This window comes from Burkholderia sp. AW33-5, assembly GCF_053427615.1.
Genome location: NZ_JBSAXA010000007.1, coordinates 99,632 through 116,706, shown reverse-complemented (window position 1 = coordinate 116,706; position 17,075 = coordinate 99,632). Strand labels below are relative to the sequence as shown.

At 66.5% G+C, this 17,075-nt stretch carries 15 protein-coding genes; 10 read left to right on the top strand and 5 right to left on the bottom strand.

Annotated features, from left to right (window positions below; genetic code table 11):
* Positions 1-3 precede the first annotated feature (3 nt).
* Positions 4-1,170 (bottom strand): polysaccharide biosynthesis/export family protein, encoded by a 1,167-nt coding sequence (locus tag ACV22V_RS14560; RefSeq protein WP_059689038.1) that lies wholly within the window; start codon positions 1,168-1,170, stop codon positions 4-6.
* A 715-nt stretch (positions 1,171-1,885) separates the two neighbouring features.
* Here ACV22V_RS14560 and ACV22V_RS14555 point away from each other — a divergent pair.
* The gene (locus ACV22V_RS14555) at positions 1,886-2,698 is read left to right on the top strand and encodes a mechanosensitive ion channel family protein (RefSeq protein ID WP_059700668.1); all 813 of its coding nucleotides are present in this window, start codon (positions 1,886-1,888) and stop codon (positions 2,696-2,698) included.
* A gap of 166 nt (positions 2,699-2,864) precedes the next feature.
* Here the strand turns inward: ACV22V_RS14555 and ACV22V_RS14550 are convergent, their stop codons facing one another.
* Positions 2,865-3,548: a DedA family protein gene (locus tag ACV22V_RS14550; RefSeq protein WP_059700741.1), complete on the bottom strand. Its 684-nt coding sequence runs from the start codon at positions 3,546-3,548 to the stop codon at positions 2,865-2,867.
* A 171-nt stretch (positions 3,549-3,719) separates the two neighbouring features.
* Between ACV22V_RS14550 and mutL the strand changes: the two genes are divergently transcribed.
* Both mutL and miaA read left to right on the top strand, forming a co-directional pair.
* On the top strand, positions 3,720-5,711 hold the full coding sequence (mutL, locus tag ACV22V_RS14545) for a DNA mismatch repair endonuclease MutL (RefSeq protein ID WP_448014314.1): 1,992 nt from the start codon (positions 3,720-3,722) through the stop codon (positions 5,709-5,711).
* Positions 5,708-6,685, top strand: coding sequence for a tRNA (adenosine(37)-N6)-dimethylallyltransferase MiaA (gene miaA, locus ACV22V_RS14540; RefSeq protein ID WP_175915738.1), 978 nt, complete (start codon positions 5,708-5,710; stop codon positions 6,683-6,685). Before mutL ends, miaA begins: the two co-directional genes overlap by 4 nt.
* Positions 6,686-6,811: 126 nt before the next feature.
* Here the strand turns inward: miaA and ACV22V_RS14535 are convergent, their stop codons facing one another.
* The gene (locus ACV22V_RS14535; protein ID WP_059820485.1) at positions 6,812-7,663 is read right to left on the bottom strand and encodes a LysR substrate-binding domain-containing protein; all 852 of its coding nucleotides are present in this window, start codon (positions 7,661-7,663) and stop codon (positions 6,812-6,814) included.
* 113 nt (positions 7,664-7,776) lie between these two features.
* On the opposite strand from ACV22V_RS14535, the gene ACV22V_RS14530 reads away from it, so the two are divergent.
* The gene (locus ACV22V_RS14530; RefSeq protein WP_059689042.1) at positions 7,777-8,439 is read left to right on the top strand and encodes an FMN-dependent NADH-azoreductase; all 663 of its coding nucleotides are present in this window, start codon (positions 7,777-7,779) and stop codon (positions 8,437-8,439) included.
* Positions 8,440-8,629: 190 nt separating this feature from the next.
* Here the strand turns inward: ACV22V_RS14530 and purM are convergent, their stop codons facing one another.
* On the bottom strand, positions 8,630-9,685 hold the full coding sequence (gene purM, locus ACV22V_RS14525; RefSeq protein WP_059451336.1) for a phosphoribosylformylglycinamidine cyclo-ligase: 1,056 nt from the start codon (positions 9,683-9,685) through the stop codon (positions 8,630-8,632).
* 247 nt (positions 9,686-9,932) lie between these two features.
* Here purM and hda point away from each other — a divergent pair, with 247 nt between their 5' ends.
* The 6 genes from hda to panB are packed head-to-tail and all read left to right on the top strand — an operon-like array spanning position 9,933 to position 15,018.
* Entirely contained in the window at positions 9,933-10,667 is a 735-nt protein-coding gene (gene hda, locus ACV22V_RS14520) for a DnaA regulatory inactivator Hda (protein ID WP_006760485.1), read from the top strand.
* An 11-nt stretch (positions 10,668-10,678) separates the two neighbouring features.
* Positions 10,679-11,356: a histidinol-phosphatase gene (locus ACV22V_RS14515; RefSeq protein WP_059535426.1), complete on the top strand. Its 678-nt coding sequence runs from the start codon at positions 10,679-10,681 to the stop codon at positions 11,354-11,356.
* Between the two features lie 5 nt (positions 11,357-11,361).
* Entirely contained in the window at positions 11,362-12,897 is a 1,536-nt protein-coding gene (gene pcnB, locus ACV22V_RS14510; protein ID WP_059535424.1) for a polynucleotide adenylyltransferase PcnB, read from the top strand.
* Between the two features lie 35 nt (positions 12,898-12,932).
* Positions 12,933-13,475, top strand: a complete 543-nt coding sequence (folK, locus tag ACV22V_RS14505; protein ID WP_059535422.1) for a 2-amino-4-hydroxy-6-hydroxymethyldihydropteridine diphosphokinase — start codon at positions 12,933-12,935, stop codon at positions 13,473-13,475.
* Positions 13,472-14,158 (top strand): deoxynucleoside kinase, encoded by a 687-nt coding sequence (locus ACV22V_RS14500; protein WP_448014311.1) that lies wholly within the window; start codon positions 13,472-13,474, stop codon positions 14,156-14,158. The genes folK and ACV22V_RS14500 overlap by 4 nt, the downstream gene beginning before the upstream one ends.
* Before the next feature lie 44 nt (positions 14,159-14,202).
* Positions 14,203-15,018: a 3-methyl-2-oxobutanoate hydroxymethyltransferase gene (panB, locus tag ACV22V_RS14495; RefSeq protein WP_448014310.1), complete on the top strand. Its 816-nt coding sequence runs from the start codon at positions 14,203-14,205 to the stop codon at positions 15,016-15,018.
* A gap of 135 nt (positions 15,019-15,153) precedes the next feature.
* Here panB and ACV22V_RS14490 read toward each other — a convergent pair whose 3' ends face one another.
* Positions 15,154-17,073, bottom strand: a complete 1,920-nt coding sequence (locus ACV22V_RS14490; RefSeq protein ID WP_448014308.1) for a chorismate-binding protein — start codon at positions 17,071-17,073, stop codon at positions 15,154-15,156.
* Positions 17,074-17,075 lie beyond the last annotated feature (2 nt).

Genomic DNA, 17,075 nt, shown 5'->3' with positions numbered 1-17,075 from the left:
GTCTTACTCCAGTTCCCGGTTAATGGTCGCCGTCGGGCTGGCCACCATCACGACGAGCGTCAGGAACTTCTTGAACTCGACCTCGGGCGAGTTCGAGACGTAAATCACGTCATGATTCTGAATCGGGAAATTCTGCGTCACGAAGAACGCGGCGGGATCCCGCAGGTTGATCTCGTAGACCACCGGCACCGTGCCATTGACAGCCCGCACCGTCTTGTCCTGCGCATCGACCAGCTTCGCGTCTTCGAACCGGAACACGAACACGCCACGCGCGTCGGCACGGTTGTCGTTGAGACCGCCCGAACGCGCGAGCGCCTGGGCCAGCGAAATGCCTTGCGCCTCGAACGGAATCTCGTCGTTCTTGCCCGTCGCGCCCAACACCGAGAAGCTTTGCGACTGGAAGAGCGCCGTCACGACATCGCCCGGCTTGAGCACGATGTTCTGGCGCGGATCGCGAATGACCGAATCGAGCGGCATCGTTGCAGTGACACTGCCTCGCGAAAGCTGCACGGCCATGCGGTTGACCGACTGCTTCACGCCGCCGGCGAATGCCAGCGCATCGAGCAGACGCTCGCCCTTCGGGGTCAACGGCATCAGTGCGCTCGTGTTGACCTCACCCACGACCGTGATGTTCGACGCATTGTTCTTGGTGACGCTGACGAGCACCTGCGGCAGATTCGCCTTGCCCTTGAGATGGCTGACGATGCTCGCCTCGATCTGCTCGGTCGTCCGCCCCTTGACGGCGATCCGCCCCGCGAACGGGATGGTGATCGTGCCGTCCGAGGCCACCATCTGGTTGGGCAACGTGACGCTATTGGCCGTGGCCGTCGTCATCGGCTGCGCGGGCGCCAGCGTGCTGAACAGCATCGCCGGCGGCGCCTCCCAGATCGTCACCTCGATGACGTCGCCCGGGCCGATCAAGTAGTTATTGGTAACCGCACTCGGAAAGATGGTCGCGAACTGGCCCAGCTTCTTGCTATCGGCAAGCTTCCTCGCCAACGTGTCGTTGACGTCCACCAGTTGAATACCTTCGATGCGCCCGCCGGTCTCGGGTGCCTGCTGCACCTTCTGGCGAGACGCACCGGAAGCGGGTATCCAATCCGGATAGGTCCCACACCCCGAAAGCGCCAAAGCGGCAAGGACGGAGATTGCCAATAAACTCTTTTTCATGGATCTTGAGGTCAAGACTTTTTACTATTGATTTGCCAGCGTCATTTCCCGGGCGTTCAATCAACGCATCCCCCCGAACACCCGGCCGCTTTTTCATCAGTCGATTGGCTCGATCAGGCCATCGACCTCTCAAAAATTCTTCACTTAAATTTGCATTCTTTCGGCCATTGGCGACCGAAAAAGCAACAAACCCACCCTCTGTGACAGCAGAAGAAATGGTTACTGCATGTCAATTTCCGCCACGGATTCAGGCTCGATGGCGAACGAACTTCAGAAATTCATGGGAAATAACCGAAACGACGGCACGTCTTAAAACCGCGCCCGGCCTTGCCAGCCGGCCGTCTGCGCCTGTTATCGGGGTGGTCGATCCCGCTCCGGCAATCGCACTGTCCGCTCAGGTTCTCGCAACTTACAGCGCAGGTTTCCCAAACGCCGGCATTATCGCATGGAAGTAGGACATGTCCGAATTCAGTCCGAAAACCATAGGATCAGTCCGCATCTGCGATCTCACGGTAATAAGCGGTAATTAACTCCGATTGCACTCCGGAATTAACAATGCCCGTGTCGCGGCAAACGGCGTGCGTCGCGCTGATTGAAACGTTTTCGATACCGGCGTCCAGGCAGGCGCGACGGTTGTCTCGGTCTCACAGGTCGGTTATAACCGTGCGACGAATATCGGCCGCAGGCCGTTCTTTAAACCCGTCTTGGAGCCCTCATGCCGAACCTGGAATCCGCCCAGCAATTCCTGATGACCCGCGGCCTCGACTTTGGCCTCAATCTCCTCGCCGCGATCGTGTTGTGGTTCGTCGGCCGCTGGGCGATCCGCATCGCCACGCGCCTGCTCGGCAAGGTCGTGCGCCGCAGCGGCAAGGTCGACCCCACGCTCACCGACTATCTGACCTCCGTCGTCAGCGTGCTGCTGACGATCCTGCTGATCCTCGCGATCCTGCAGATCTTCGGCGTGCAGACCACGTCGTTCGCCGCGCTGCTCGCCGGCCTCGGCCTCGCGATCGGCACCGCCTGGGGCGGCCTGCTCGCCCACTTCGCCGCCGGCGTGTTCATGCAGGTGCTGCGGCCGTTCAAGATCGGCGACGTGGTCAGCGCGGGCGGCGTCACCGGCACGGTGAAGGAACTCGGTCTGTTCGGCACGACGATCATCACCGCCGACAACATCGTGACGATCGTCGGCAACAACAAGATCTTCTCGGACAACATCTCGAACTACAGCGCGACGCCGCATCGCCGCGTCGACCTGACCGCCAAGATCGCGAACGGCGTGGATGCGGTCGATGCGATCAACCGCCTGAAGTCGCAGATCCAGCAGATCCCGAACGTGCTGCCTCAGCCGGCGCCGGACGTCGGCGTGCTGCAGTTCACGCCGGAAGGCCCGCTGCTGTTCGTGCGTCCGTCGACGCAGCCGGAGAACTACTGGCAGGTGTACTGCGATACCAATCGCGCGATTCTCGAGACGTTCCGCGACGCGCAATACCCGACGCCCGAAACGCCGATCTTTCATCGCACGACCTGATGGAACGATGGCGCCCGACGGCCCGCCGGATTCTGGCTGAAGCGGCCTGCGTCGAGCAGCCGGAACGGCCGATACCGCCACTCGGCAATCGGCCGGACCGCACGGACGAAAAAAAAGCGTGGCAGCCGCCACGCTTTTTTATTGCGCCGAAGCGAAAACGTTCGGCTCAGTGGCCGCCCGTGTTCGGCGTATCGCCCGATCGCCGCCCGCGCACCAGCTTCCACAGCGCGCCCAGCGCAACCGGCACGATCGCCGCACCGATCCCGGCCAGCACGATCACGTTCAGATACTGGCGGATGAACGGAATATTGCCGAAGAAGTAGCCGAGCAGCACCAGCAGCAGCACCCAGACCAGCGCGCCGATCACGTTGAACAGCTGGAAGCGCGCGACGCTCATCGACGACGCGCCGGCGACGAACGGCGCGAACGTGCGCACGACCGGGATGAAGCGCGCGAGCACGATCGTCTTGCCGCCGTGCTTGTCGTAGAACGTGTGGGTCTTCTGCAGCGCCGCGCGATCGAGGAAACGCTCGAGCACCGGGATATGCGTATTGAACACCTTCGGCCCGATCCAGCGGCCGATCAGGTAGTTGACGGTATTGCCGGCAATTGCCGCGACCAGCAGCAGCACGATCAGCCCGCCGACGTTCATGTCGCCCGTCGCCGCGAACGCGCCGCCGATGAACAGCAGCGAATCGCCCGGCAGGAACGGCAGCACGACGAGCCCCGTCTCGCAGAACACGATCAGGAACAGCACCAGATACACCCACGCACCGTACTGCCGGATGAAGTCGCCGAGGAACGCGTCGATATGCAGGACCAGGTTGACGAAATGAAGCAGCGTATCCAAATGCGATTCCTCGAAGGCGAAAGGGCCGGAACGGCCGAAAAAGCGGAAGTGCCCGCCGGACAAGGCGGCGCGCGGAACGGAGCCATCATACCGAAACTACCTTAAGGCTCCGTGAAAAAACGTAACCGGCCGCGGCCCGGCACGCCCCCGCCGCCTCGCTATAATTCGGCCATGTCCGAAATCACCGAAACGGCCGCGGGCGCCGCGCCCGCCCCTGCTCCGCGCCCGCTGCGCGCGATCCAGCCCCTGCCCGACCAGCTGATCAGCCAGATCGCGGCCGGCGAGGTCGTCGAACGCCCGGCGTCGGTCGTCAAGGAACTGCTCGAAAACGCGATGGACGCCGGCGCGACGACGCTGCGCATCGTGCTCGAGGAAGGCGGCGTCAAGCGCATCTCGATCACCGACGACGGCTGCGGAATCCCGCCCGACGAACTGCCGCTCGCGCTGATGCGTCACGCGACGAGCAAGATCCGCTCGCTCGAGGAGCTCGAGGCGGTCGCGACGCTGGGTTTTCGCGGCGAAGCCCTCGCGTCGATCGCGTCGGTCGCCGAAATGTCGATCACGAGCCGCACGGCCGACGTCGCGCATGCGACGAAGATCGACTCGACCACGGGCGCGCTGTCGCCGGCCGCCGGCGCGGTCGGCACGACGATCGAGGTGCGTGAGCTGTACTTCAACACGCCCGCGCGCCGCAAGTTCCTGAAAAGCGAGCAGACCGAGTTCGGCCACTGCCTCGAAATGATCCGCCGCGCGGCGCTCGCGCGGCCGGACGTCGCGATCTCGGTGCTGCACAACGGCAAGGCCGTCGAGCACTGGAACGCGACCGAGCCCGCACTGCGGGTCGCGAAGATTCTCGGCGACGGCTTCGCGACCGCGCACCTGCCGCTCGACGAGCAGGCCGGGCCGCTCGCCGTCTACGGCTGCGCGGGCCTGCCGACCGCGAGCCGCGGCCGCGCCGACCAGCAATACTTCTTCGTCAACGGCCGCTTCGTGCGCGACAAGTTGCTCACGCACGCGGTGCGCGCGGCGTACGAGGACGTCCTCCACGGCGATCGCTACCCGTCGTACGTGCTGTTCCTCGACCTGCCGCCGGAAGCCGTCGACGTCAACGTGCATCCGTCGAAGATCGAGGTGCGGTTCCGCGATTCGCGCTCGATCCACCAGTACGTTTTCCACGCGGTGCAGCGCGCACTCGCGCGCCACGCGGGCGCGTCGCCGGAAACCACCGCGGGCGGCCATGCCGCGCAACTCTCGCCGGCGCCGAGCGGCCCCGCGTCGTTCCTGAATACGCCGCTCGGCCAGGGCGCGGCCACCGGCACGGGCGGTAGCGGCTTCTCGTCGCCGCCGTCATCGTCGTCGGGCAACACGTGGATGCGCCAGGCGCGCATGACGCAGGGCACGCTGCCGGTCGCGCAACCGCTCGCGCTCTACGATGCGCTGTTCGGCCGCAAGGACACGGGTGCGGGCACACCGGACGGCACGACGATCGTCGCCCGCGATTCGGCCGATGCGGCCAATGCGCCAGTCGCGCCGCTGCCGGGCTTCGCCGCGTCGTCGCTTGGCGCCGCCGTACACGACGAGCAGCCGCTCGGCTTCGCGCTCGGCCAGATCCACGGGATTTACGTGCTCGCGCAGAACGCGCACGGCCTCGTGATCGTCGACATGCACGCGGCGCACGAACGGATCCTCTACGAACAGTTCAAGAACGCGCTCGCCGACCGCACGGTCGCGGTGCAATCGCTGCTGCTGCCGATATCGATGACGGCGACGCCGGTCGAGATCGGCACGGTCGAGGAAGAACGCGACACGCTCGAATCGCTCGGCTTCGACCTCGCGGTGCTGTCGCCGACGACGCTCGCGATCCGCGCGGTGCCCGCGCTGCTGAAGGACGCCGACTTGCAGTCGCTCGCGCGCGCGGTGCTCGCCGACCTGCACGCGTTCGGCGGCTCGCGCGTGCTCACCGAGCGCCAGCACGAGCTGCTCGGCACGCTCGCGTGTCACCACGCGGTGCGCGCGAACCGGCGCCTGACGCTCGACGAGATGAACGCGCTGCTGCGCCAGATGGAAGCGACCGAACGCGCGGACCAGTGCAATCACGGCCGGCCGACGTGGTATCAGCTCACGCTGAACGATCTCGACCGTCTCTTCATGCGCGGCCAATGAACGCTTCACCGCAGTCCCGCCCAACGACGATCGCCTGCCTGCTCGGCCCCACCGCATCGGGCAAGACGGCCGCGGCGCTGGCGCTTGCCGCGCGCCGTCCGATCGAGATCGTCAGCGTCGATTCGGCGCTCGTCTACCGCGACATGGATATCGGCACCGCGAAACCGACGCGCGACGAGCGCGCGAGCGTGCCGCACCACCTGATCGACATCATCGACCCGGCCGACGCCTATTCGGCGGCCGAATTCCGCGCGGACGCGCTGCGCGTGATCGGCGAGATCGCCGCGCGCGGCCGCACGCCGCTGCTCGCGGGCGGCACGATGCTGTACTACAAGGCGCTGACGCAGGGCCTCAACGATCTGCCGACCGCCGATCCGGCCGTGCGCGCCGAGCTCGATGCCGACGCCGCGCGCGACGGCTGGCCGGCACTCCATGCGCGGCTCGCGCAGGTCGACCCGGCGACGGCCGCACGGCTCGCGCCGAACGATTCGCAGCGGATCCAGCGCGCGCTCGAAGTGTTCCTGCTGAGCGGGCAGCCGATGTCGGCGCTGCTCGCCGCGCCGCGCCGCGCGGACGATGCCGCCGCCGCGTACCGCTTCGTCCCGGTGGCGCTCGAGCCGTCGGACCGCGCGGTGCTGCACGCGCGCATCGCGCAACGTTTCGACGCGATGCTCGACGCGGGCTTCATCGACGAAGTCGAACGGCTGCGCCGCCGCGAGGATCTGCATCTCGGCCTGCCGTCGATGCGCTGCGTCGGCTACCGACAGGCATGGGAATTCCTCGACGGCGACACCGATTACCGGACCATGCGCGACAAAGGCATCTTCGCGACGCGCCAGCTGTGCAAACGGCAGATCACTTGGCTGCGCGCGATGCCGGAGCGGATCGTCGTCGACTGCGTCGCGCCGGATTCGACCGACCGCGCGGTCGATGCGCTCGAGCGCGTGCTGGACGGCCGTATCGAGGATCGCTAACGGAGCCCCATCGGCCCGCATCGCCCCTGCCCCGGAAAGAAGCTCTTCGCGGAATTTCGTGAACCGATGACGATGCGTGTGCCTCTGGCCGCGAAGATCCCGGCTCTGTCGCCGCGATGACCGCGGTCATCCGTTGTGCGCGAATGCCAGCACGATCGCGTTGCCCAGTTCATCAACAACCCGGTCCGACGCGCCCGGGGCCGCAAACATCGTGAACTCGACATCGGGCAGGGCCGGCAGGCCGGCATCCGGTGGGATCGCACGCAAGCCATGCGCCAGTTGTGTATGCACGATTGGCGTCACCGCAAAGCCCGCGTGCGCGGCGGCGCACAGGCCTGCGCCGCTCGGGCACACGAGCACGATCCGGTAATCCACGCCCGCGCGGGCCAATGCTGCCAGCGAGGCCTCACGATACGGGCAGGGTTCCGGCAGAAGCGCAATCGGCACCGGTACACCCGGCGTGAGCGGCGCCCAATCCGCACCGGCCCACACAAGCGGCTCGCGCCACAGCACGCGTCCGGTGGGCCCGCCGTGGCAGCGTCCACCCATCACCACATCCAGCTCGCCGTGATCCAGCGCCTGGAGCAATTCTCCCGGGATACCGACTCTGATGCTGAACGCGATGCGCGGGTACCGCGCGGCAAACGCCTGCATCACATGCATCAGCCTGACATTGGCGAGGTCTTCCGACAGACCCACGCGGATCGTGCCCGCACTCGGTTCGCGCAGCAGTTGCGCCCGAGCGTCCTGATTGAGCGCGAGGATGGCGCGCGCGTAACCCAGCAGCAGTTCCCCGTCCACCGTGAGCGTGACCGAGCGCGTGGTGCGCACGAGCAGGTCACGGCCGATCTGTTTTTCCAGGCGCCGAAGATGCGCGCTGACGGCGGACTGCGTCAGATTCAGACGGGCCGCGGCATGCGTGAATCCGCCTTCCTGGACGACGGCCACGAAAGAGCGCAACAAAACGGTATCGAACATGAGATGTCCCACAATACAGTGCGAATGCTACTGAATAGCGCGATGATACTTCGTTTATATTTCGAATCGAACTATGTTCTGATGAGGGCCGTCAACCCGTCAGGAGCCGTTCCATGTCGACCTTGCTGCATATCGAATCTTCTCCGCGCAAGTCGCGGTCCGCATCACGCGACGTTGCGCACGCGTATCTGGAAGCCTGGCGCGACGCGCATCCGGAGCATCGGGTCGACGTGCTCGACCTCTGGGCGACGCCATTGCCGGAACTCGACGGCGATGCGCTCGATGCCAAATACGCGGACTTGAGCGGCACGCCGCTCAGTGAAGGCCAGCAACAAGCGTGGGCAGGTTTCCGGCAGCTCGCGCAGCGGATGCACGACGCGGATACGCTGCTGTTCTCCGTGCCGCTGTGGAATTTCTCCATCCCCTACAAGCTCAAGCATTTCATCGACGCCGTGTCCCACCGCGGCCTGCTCTTCTCATTCGACGAGCGTGGGTTAGCGGGATTGCTGAACGGCAAGAAAGCAGTCGTGATCTACGCGAGAGGCCTCGACTATTCGAGGCAATCGAGCACGCCCGCCGAGTCGTTCGACTTTCAGCGGCCGTTTCTTGAAGCGTGGCTGCGCTTCATCGGTATCACCGACATCGAATCGATCATCGTCGAGAAAACGCTGTTTGGACCTGAAGTCGATCACGCGGGCAGAGAGGCTGCGCGCGAACAGGCAGTGACGCTGGCACACGCAGCTTCATCATCCGCTTCGGCTTCGGTTGATGGCTGAACTGGCCATGGCTGGAAGCATCAACAACGCCATCAAGGTCATCGAGCGTCGGGCTTAAGGGTATCCGGACGGGGAGTCCTTCTCCCCGGAGATTCGCGTCGCGTCCCCCGGGAATCCTCGAAGAACCGAAAAAAAAGCCGCCCGGATCGACTCCGGGCGGCTTTCCTTGCTGCATCTTGCGTGCGGTGCGTCAGACCACGACCGTCTGCGCCTCGCCTTCACGGCTTGCACGCACGGTGCCGATCTTCCATACCTGCTCGCCGGCGGCCGTCAGGTCGGCGATCGCAGCGTCGGCATCGGCCGCCGCGACGATCACGGCCATCCCGATCCCGCAGTTGAACACGCGGTGCATTTCGGCGTCGGCGACGCCGCCGTGCTCCTGCAGCCACTTGAACAGCGGCGGCAGCGGCCACGCGTTCTGGTCGAGCTCGGCCGTGAGGCCTTCGCGCAGCACGCGCGGAATGTTCTCGACGAGGCCGCCACCGGTGATGTGGGCCATGCCCTTCACCGACAGCTTCTGCATCAGCGCGAGCAGCGGCTTCACGTAGATGCGCGTGGGCGCCATCAGCGTGTCGGCCAGCGAACGGCCGTGGAAATCGGCGGACAGGTCGGGGTTCGCGCGCTCGATGATCTTGCGCACGAGCGAGAAGCCGTTCGAGTGGATGCCGCTCGAGGCAAGGCCGAGCACCACGTCGCCTTCGGCGATCGTGCTGCCGTCGATGATCTTGCTCTTCTCGACCGCGCCGACCGCGAAACCGGCCAGATCGTATTCGCCGTCCGGGTACATGCCCGGCATTTCGGCCGTCTCGCCGCCGATCAGCGCGCAGCCCGACAGTTCGCAGCCGTGCGCGATGCCCTTGACGACCGTTGCGGCCGTGTCGACATCGAGCTTGCCGCACGCGAAGTAGTCGAGGAAGAACAGCGGCTCGGCACCCTGCACGAGGATGTCGTTCACGCTCATCGCCACCAGGTCCTGGCCGACGGTGTCGTGTTTGTTCAGATGAAAGGCCAGCTTGAGCTTGGTGCCCACGCCGTCGGTGCCCGACACGAGCACGGGCTCCTTGTACTTCTTCGGCACTTCGAACAGCGCGCCGAACCCGCCGATGCCGCCGAGCACGCCGTCGCGCAGGGTTTTCTTCGCAAAAGGCTTGATCTTGTCGATGAGCGCGTCGCCTGCGTCGATGTCGACGCCTGCGTCACGGTAGGACAGACCCTGAGCGTCGGGAGCGGATTTCGGAGGATTCATGGGGGAATGCGAGAAGGTCGGTAAAATGCGATTTTACCCGAAGCCGGCCCGTTGGCCGGAATTCCCAGCACCGAATCGTCAGGGATTGCATCTTGGTCGACACGTCCCCGTTTTCATCGCCACGCGAGCCGCGCCGAAACCCGCGCGCCGCCGTGCGTGCGGCCGCGTGTGCAGGCACCGGAGCAGCCCCCCGCGCGTGCCCGGCGTACGGCGCGCGTTTCATCAACCGACCCGCATTGTGACTGTTGTGTCCCGTCAACTGACGCTCGATCTCGGCACGCCGCCGCCCGCCACGTTCGACAACTTCATCATGAATGAAGAGAACGACGAGCTCATCTCGCGGCTCCAGAAGCTCGACCTCGCGCTCGCGGCAGGGCCCGTGCCGGACCGGTCGTTCTATATCTGGGGCGAGCCCGGCAGCGGCCGCACCCACCTGCTGCAGGCGCTCGTGAGCGACGCGTCGTACGGCTACGCGCGCTACCTGACGCCGCAAAGCCCGCTCGGCGCATTCACGTTCGACCCGCGCATCGGCATCTACGCGATCGACGACTGCGACCGGATGAGCGACACGCAGCAGGTCGCGCTGTTCAACCTGTTCAACGAGGTCCGCGCGCACCCGTCGAGCGCGTTCGTCGCGGCGGGCCCCGCGGCGCCGCTCGCGCTCGACGTGCGCGAGGATCTGCGCACGCGCCTCGGCTGGGGGCTCGTGTTTCACCTGTCGCCGCCGTCCGATGCCGGCAAGATCGCCGTGCTGAAGCTCGCGGCGAAGGAGCGCGGGATCGCGCTCACCGACGACATCGCCGCCTACCTGCTGACCCATTTCCGCCGCGACATGCCGAGCCTGATGGCGTTGCTCGACGCGCTCGACCGCTTCTCGCTCGAGCAGAAGCGCGCCGTCACGCTGCCCCTGCTGCGCCGGATGCTGGCCCGCCCCGGCGACGACATCGCACCACCGGGCACAGGCCCGAACCGCTTCGAGTAAAATGCGCATCCATGACTAATCTGGCACTCTTTGACCTCGATCACACGCTGATCCCGACCGATAGCGACCACGAATGGGGCCGCTTCATGGTGAAGCTCGGCATCGTCGACGCGGAAAGCTTCTCGCGTCAGAACGATCAGTTCTTCGCCGACTACAAGGCCGGCAAGCTCGACATCCATGCGTACCTGTGCGCGATGCTCACGCCGCTCGCGAAGTACTCGCGCGCGCAGCTCGCCGAATGGCACGAGCAGTACATGCACGAGGTGATCCGCCCCGCGATGACGCCCGCCGCGCTCGAACTCGTGCGCAAGCATATCGATGCCGGCGACCTGTGCTGCGTCGTGACCGCGACCAACGAGTTCATCACGCGTCCGATCGCGACCGCGTTCGGCGTCGACACGCTGATCGCGTGCGAGGTCGAAACGACCGACGGGCACCCCGACTCGCCGTACACGGGCCGGCCGACCGGCACGCCGAGCTATCGCGAAGGCAAGATCGTGCGCACCGAAGCGTGGCTCGCGTCGCTCGGCAAGCACTGGGACGACTTCGAACACAGCTACTTCTACAGCGACTCGCACAACGACATCCCGTTGCTCGAGAAAGTCACCGACCCGATCGCGACCAACCCCGACGACACGCTGCGTGCGCATGCAAGCGACCGCGGCTGGCGCATCCTCGATCTCTTCTGAACGTCGTGATCAAAAAATTCATTCGCAAGCTGCTCGGCCAGGACGGCGCCGAACAAACGTCGCCCGTCGAGGCGCCCGCCGCCGACACGGCCCCTGCCCAGCGCCCCGCGAAGGGTAGCCGCGGCAGCACCGCCAGGAAGCCGCGCAGCAATCACGAACCGACCGTCGTGCCGGCCAGCGTGCATCAGATCGATCCGTCGCTGATCTCGCGCAATGCCGTACGCGTGACCGACACGCTGCAGCAGGCGGGCTTTCGCGCGTTCATCGTCGGCGGCGCGGTGCGCGACCTGCTGCTCGGCATCGCACCGAAGGACTTCGACGTCGCGACCGACGCGACGCCGACCGAGGTGCAGCGCCTGTTCCGCCGCGCGCGCCTGATCGGCCGCCGCTTCCAGATCGTCCACGTGCAGTTCGGCCAGGAACTGATCGAGGTGTCGACGTTCCGCGCCCTGGTCGACGCCCCGCCCGAAGCCGCCGCGGCCGAGCCGCCGAAGCGCCTGAAGCGCGACGAACTCGATCGCCGCACGCATGCGGTGGACGCCAGCGGCCGCGTGCTGCGCGACAACGTGTGGGGCGAACAGCACGAAGACGCCGCGCGCCGCGACTTCACGATCAACGCGATGTATTACGACCCGTCGACGCAGACGGTGCTCGACTACCACGACGGGATGGCCGACATGCGCGCCCGTCTGCTGCGGATGATCGGCGACCCAGCCACGCGCTATCGCGAGGATCCGGTGCGGATGCTGCGCGTCGTGCGTTTCGCGGCGAAGCTCGGCTTCGAGATCGAGCCGCACACGCGCGAGCCGATCAACGCGCTCGCCGACCTGATCAACAACGTGCCGGCCGCGCGCCTGTTCGACGAAATGCTGAAGCTGCTGCTGTCGGGCCACGCGCTCGCATGCCTGAAGCAGCTGCGCAAGGAAGGCCTGCACCATGGGCTGCTGCCGCTCCTCGACGTCGTGCTCGAACAACCGCAGGGCGAGAAGTTCATCACGCTCGCGCTGAACAACACCGACGCGCGCGTGCGCGCCGGCAAGACGGTGTCGCCGGGCTTCCTGTTCGCGACGCTGCTGTGGCACGACATGCGCCAGCGCTTCGAGCAATACTCGGCGGAAGGCGAATTCCCGGTGCCGGCGCTCCATCGCGCGATGGACGACGTGATCGACATGCAGACCGAGAAACTCGCGATCCACAAGCGCTACTCGGCCGACATGCGCGAGATCTGGGGCCTGCAGCTGCGCCTCGAAAAACGCTCGGGCCGCAGCGCGATGCGGCTGCTGGAACACCAAAGGTTTAGAGCGGGGTATGATTTCCTCCTGTTACGCTGCGAATCCGGCGAGCTCGATGCGGAAGTCGGACAGTGGTGGACGGATTTCATCGAAGGCGACGCGGCCGCGCGCGAGGCACTCCTCACGCAGGGCGGCTCGAAGGAAAAATCGCCCCGCAAGCGGCGCCGCCGCGGCGGTGCGCGAAATCGCAAGCCGGGCGAAGGCGCCGCCGAGCAGGCGCCGGACACCGCGGGCGGTTCCGACGACTGACGCGCTCGCCGGCGAACGACGTAGGAAGTGATGCCATGACGGTTGCATATATCGGACTGGGGGCGAATCTCGGCGATGCGCGCCAGACCCTGAAGGACGCGGTGGTGTGCCTCGCGCAGCAGCGCACCATCTCGATCCTCGGCAAATCGAGCCTGTATCGCACGGCGCCCTTCGAAGCGGGCGGCGACGATTACTACAATTGCGTCGTCAAGCTCGACACGACGCTGTCGGCCCGTGAGTTGCTCGCGCTCTGCCAGAAGATCGAACATCACTTCGGGCGCGAGCGCCCGTATCGCAACGCGCCGCGCACGCTCGACCTCGACATTCTGCTGTTCGGCACGGATTCGATCGACGAACCCGACCTGATCGTCCCGCATCCGCGCCTCACCGATCGCGCATTCGCGCTCGTGCCGCTCGTCGAGATCGAGCCCGCGCTCGACATCCCCGCGCGCGGCCGCGCCGATGCGTACCTCGCCTCCGTCGCGGATCAGCGCGTCGAGAAGGTGCAGACCTGTCAGTGCCTGATGCAGAAGGCCCTTGCCGCCGGCGCTGACGCCGACAAGAACCGCTGCCGATGAACATCACTCCGCTGACCGTCACCGCGCCCGACCTGCGCGCCCCGCATCGCTATCTGGTGATCGAAGGGCCGATCGGCGTCGGCAAGACGACGCTCGCGCGCCTGTTCGCCGAGCGCTGGTCGATGCAGACGCTGCTCGAGCGCCCGCAGGACAACCCGTTCCTCGAACGCTTCTATCGCGACACCGCGCGCTACGCGCTGCCCGCGCAGCTGTCGTTCGCGCTGCAGCGCGCGCAGCAGGCGCGCGAACTGATCGGCGCGCTCGATACGGGCCGGCCCGTCGTCGCCGATTTCATGCCGCAGAAGAACGACATCTTCGCGCGGCTGAACCTGCCGGAAGACGAATGGCAGTTGTACCGGTCGATCGCGACGCACCTCGACGTCCCGCAGGCCCCCGCGCCCGATCTCGTCGTCTACCTGCAGGCGAGCCCCGAAGTGCTGTTCTCGCGCATCCAGAAGCGCGGGCTGCCGATGGAGCTGCAGATCAGCGACGCGTACCTGCGCTCGCTGGTCGATGCGTACAACGAATTCTTCTATCACTACGACCGCACGCCGGTGCTCACGGTCGCAGCCGAACACCTGAACCCGCAAGACTCCCCCGAAGACCTCGCGCTGCTGATCGAGCGCATCGACACGATGCGCGGCCGCAAGGAATTCTTCGTCAAGGGCGAAACGGCGCGCTGACGCGTCCTCGCCCGTCGTTCCTCCCCCATCGAACCGGATTTCCCATGACCTATCTCCAGGAATCGAGCCGGCCTGCCGTCACTGTGCCCAAGCTGCAGGCAATGCGCGAAGCCGGCGAGAAGATCGCGATGCTCACCTGCTACGACGCGAGCTTTTCCGCGCTGCTCGATCGCGCCGGCACCGACGTGCTGCTGATCGGCGACTCGCTCGGCAACGTGCTGCAGGGCCACACCACCACGCTCCCCGTGTCGATCGACGACATCGCGTACCACACCGCATGCGTCGCGCGTGCGCAGCCGCGCGCGCTCGTCGTTGCCGATCTGCCGTTCGGCACGTACGGCACGCCGGCAGAGGCGTTCGCAAACGCGGTCTCGCTGATGCGCGCCGGCGCGCAGATGGTCAAGCTCGAAGGCGGCGAATGGCTCGCCGACACGATCCGCTTCCTCGTCGAACGCTCGGTGCCGGTGTGCGCGCACCTCGGCCTCACGCCGCAGTCGGTTCACGCGTTCGGCGGCTTCAAGGTGCAGGGCCGCACGGAAGCCGGCGCCGCGCAGCTGCTGCGCGATGCGCGCGCGGTCGAGGACGCGGGCGCGCAGCTCGTGGTGCTCGAAGCGGTGCCGACGCTCGTCGCGTCCGAAGTCACGCACATGCTGAAGATCCCGACGATCGGCATCGGCGCGGGCCTCGAATGCTCGGGCCAGGTGCTGGTGCTGCACGACATGCTCGGTATTTTCCCCGGCAAGCGCCCGCGTTTCGTGAAGGATTTCATGCAGGGCCAGCCGAACATCCAGGCGGCCGTCGAGGCGTACGTGAGCGCGGTGAAGGACGGCACGTTCCCGGGCCCTGAACACTCGTTCTGACGCGCGGCCGGCGCCCGTTCGATACGAAAAAAGCGCGGCACCCTTTGCGGGGCGCCGCGCTTTTTCTTTGGATGCCGTGTTGCCGAAGGTCAGCGGTGCCGGTTCTTCCGGCACGCGGCCCCGTCGTTCATCGCGTCATTTCAATACCGCATCGAGCGCGCCGCGCAGTGCATTGGTCAGCAGCAGCGCCTCGGCGCGCGCCAGATCGTCGAGCGTGACGACGCGCTCCTCGGCGCCGAATGTGCGGTCGTCGAGCAGCACGCCGCGCATCACGCCCGGCAGCACGCCGCTCGACAGCGGCGGGGTCACCCACCGGCCGCCGAGCTTCACGAACAGGTTCGAACGCCCGCCTTCCGTCACCTCGCCGCGCTCGTTGACGAACAGCATGTCGAAGCCGCCAAGCGCCTCCGCCGCCTGCCATGCGCGGTCGTATTCGGCGCGGCGCGTCGTCTTGTGCAGCAGCAGCGCGTCGTCCGTGCGGGTCGGTGCGAAGCCGTGCGCGGATGCGAGCATCACGCCGACCGGCCCGGCGGGCAGCGGTTTCAGCGTCGCGGCCGTGATGTCGACCGTGCCATCCTTCGCGAGCGCGAGCTTCATCCGGTACGGACCGTCGCCGTCGAGCGCCGCGCAGCGCGCGTCGATCTCGCGGCGCAACGCATCGGCGTCGAGGCGGAAGCCGAATGCATCCGCGCTGCGCTGCAGCCGCGCGAGATGGCGCTTGAGATGCCGGATGCCGTCCGCACGCGTCGCGGCGGTGGTTTCGAACAACTGGAAGCCTGGATCGGCGTCGGTCAGGAATCGCGCTTTCAATTCGCACTCCGCATATTCGTCGGCGGCGACGCTGTCGAGCACGATGCCCGCGCCAACACCCATCGTGCCGCGCCGCCGGCCGGCGGCGGCCGTTGCCGCGTCACGCGTGTCGATCGTTGCGGCGGCATCGACATCGACCGGCTCGAGCGTCAGCGTCCGGATCGCGACCGACAGGCAGAAATCGCCGCAGCCGGCCGCCTCGTCGGGCGACGCATCGCCTGCCGATGCGCGTTCCGTCGGTGCGTCGAGCCAGCCGATCGCGCCCGTATAGAGCCTGCGCGGCGTCGATTCGATCGCGTCGATCAGTTCCATCGTCTTGTGCTTCGGCGCACCGGTGATCGATCCGCACGGAAACAGCGCGCGCAGCATCTGCGCGAACGTGGTGCCGTCGCGCCAGCCGGCCTCGACCGTCGACGTCATCTGCCATACCGACGCGTACGGCTCGACCGAGAACAGCGCCGGCACCCTGACCGTGCCCGTGCGCGCGATCCGCGACACGTCGTTGCGCAGCAGGTCGACGATCATCACGTTTTCCGCGCGGTTCTTCGGATCGTTCGCGAGGAACGCGGCGGCCGCCGCGTCGTCGCGCGGATCGGCCGAGCGCGGCGCCGTGCCTTTCATCGGCCGCGCGCGCAGCACGTCGCCGTGCTTCTCGACGAACAGCTCCGGCGAGCACGACACGACCCACGCACCGTCGGGCAGCGCGATCAGCGCGCCATAACGCACGGGCTGACGCGCGCGCAGGCGCCGGTACAGCGCGAGCGGCGTGCCGAACATGTCGAAATTCAGCCGGTACGTGTAGTTGATCTGGTACGAATCGCCCGCGCGCAGCGCGTCGTGCACCGCGGCGATCGCCGCGTCGAACGCGTCGCGCGACACGCTCTTCGCGACATGCGCGACGCCCGCGATCGACGGCGGGCCGCCGCCGTCCTGCTGCGCGAGCCACGCGTCGACTTCGTCGCGCGACAGGCGCTCGCAGCGCGCATACAGCAAAAAGCGCAGCGGGGCATGGCCCGGCTGCGCTCTTTCGAGGTTGCGTCCGAATTCGTAATCGCCGACGACGACCGCATGCAGCCCGTCGCGCAGATCCTGCGCCACTGCCGCATCGAGCTCGTCGAGCCGTGCCGGATCCGTGCACACGCGTTCGCGCACGAAACCGGAATACAAACGACTCGACCGCGCGGACGCGGTCGAGTCGCAATCGTCCAAGAGCGCGAACGACGCGCTCTCGTTGCCTTCAGTCATGC

What these genes read in the sequence shown, in the direction of transcription:
- panB (WP_448014310.1), top strand. Translation starts at nt 14,203, where the DNA reads ATGACCTATCTCCAGGAATCGAGCCGGCCTGCCGTCACTGTGCCCAAG.
- ACV22V_RS14515 (WP_059535426.1), top strand. Translation starts at nt 10,679, where the DNA reads ATGACTAATCTGGCACTCTTTGACCTCGATCACACGCTGATCCCGACC.
- purM (WP_059451336.1), bottom strand. Translation starts at nt 9,685, where the DNA reads ATGAATCCTCCGAAATCCGCTCCCGACGCTCAGGGTCTGTCCTACCGT.
- ACV22V_RS14535 (WP_059820485.1), bottom strand. Translation starts at nt 7,663, where the DNA reads ATGTTCGATACCGTTTTGTTGCGCTCTTTCGTGGCCGTCGTCCAGGAA.
- ACV22V_RS14500 (WP_448014311.1), top strand. Translation starts at nt 13,472, where the DNA reads ATGAACATCACTCCGCTGACCGTCACCGCGCCCGACCTGCGCGCCCCG.
- mutL (WP_448014314.1), top strand. Translation starts at nt 3,720, where the DNA reads ATGTCCGAAATCACCGAAACGGCCGCGGGCGCCGCGCCCGCCCCTGCT.
- miaA (WP_175915738.1), top strand. Translation starts at nt 5,708, where the DNA reads ATGAACGCTTCACCGCAGTCCCGCCCAACGACGATCGCCTGCCTGCTC.
- ACV22V_RS14530 (WP_059689042.1), top strand. Translation starts at nt 7,777, where the DNA reads ATGTCGACCTTGCTGCATATCGAATCTTCTCCGCGCAAGTCGCGGTCC.
- ACV22V_RS14560 (WP_059689038.1), bottom strand. Translation starts at nt 1,170, where the DNA reads ATGAAAAAGAGTTTATTGGCAATCTCCGTCCTTGCCGCTTTGGCGCTT.
- folK (WP_059535422.1), top strand. Translation starts at nt 12,933, where the DNA reads ATGACGGTTGCATATATCGGACTGGGGGCGAATCTCGGCGATGCGCGC.
- ACV22V_RS14555 (WP_059700668.1), top strand. Translation starts at nt 1,886, where the DNA reads ATGCCGAACCTGGAATCCGCCCAGCAATTCCTGATGACCCGCGGCCTC.
- ACV22V_RS14490 (WP_448014308.1), bottom strand. Translation starts at nt 17,073, where the DNA reads ATGACTGAAGGCAACGAGAGCGCGTCGTTCGCGCTCTTGGACGATTGC.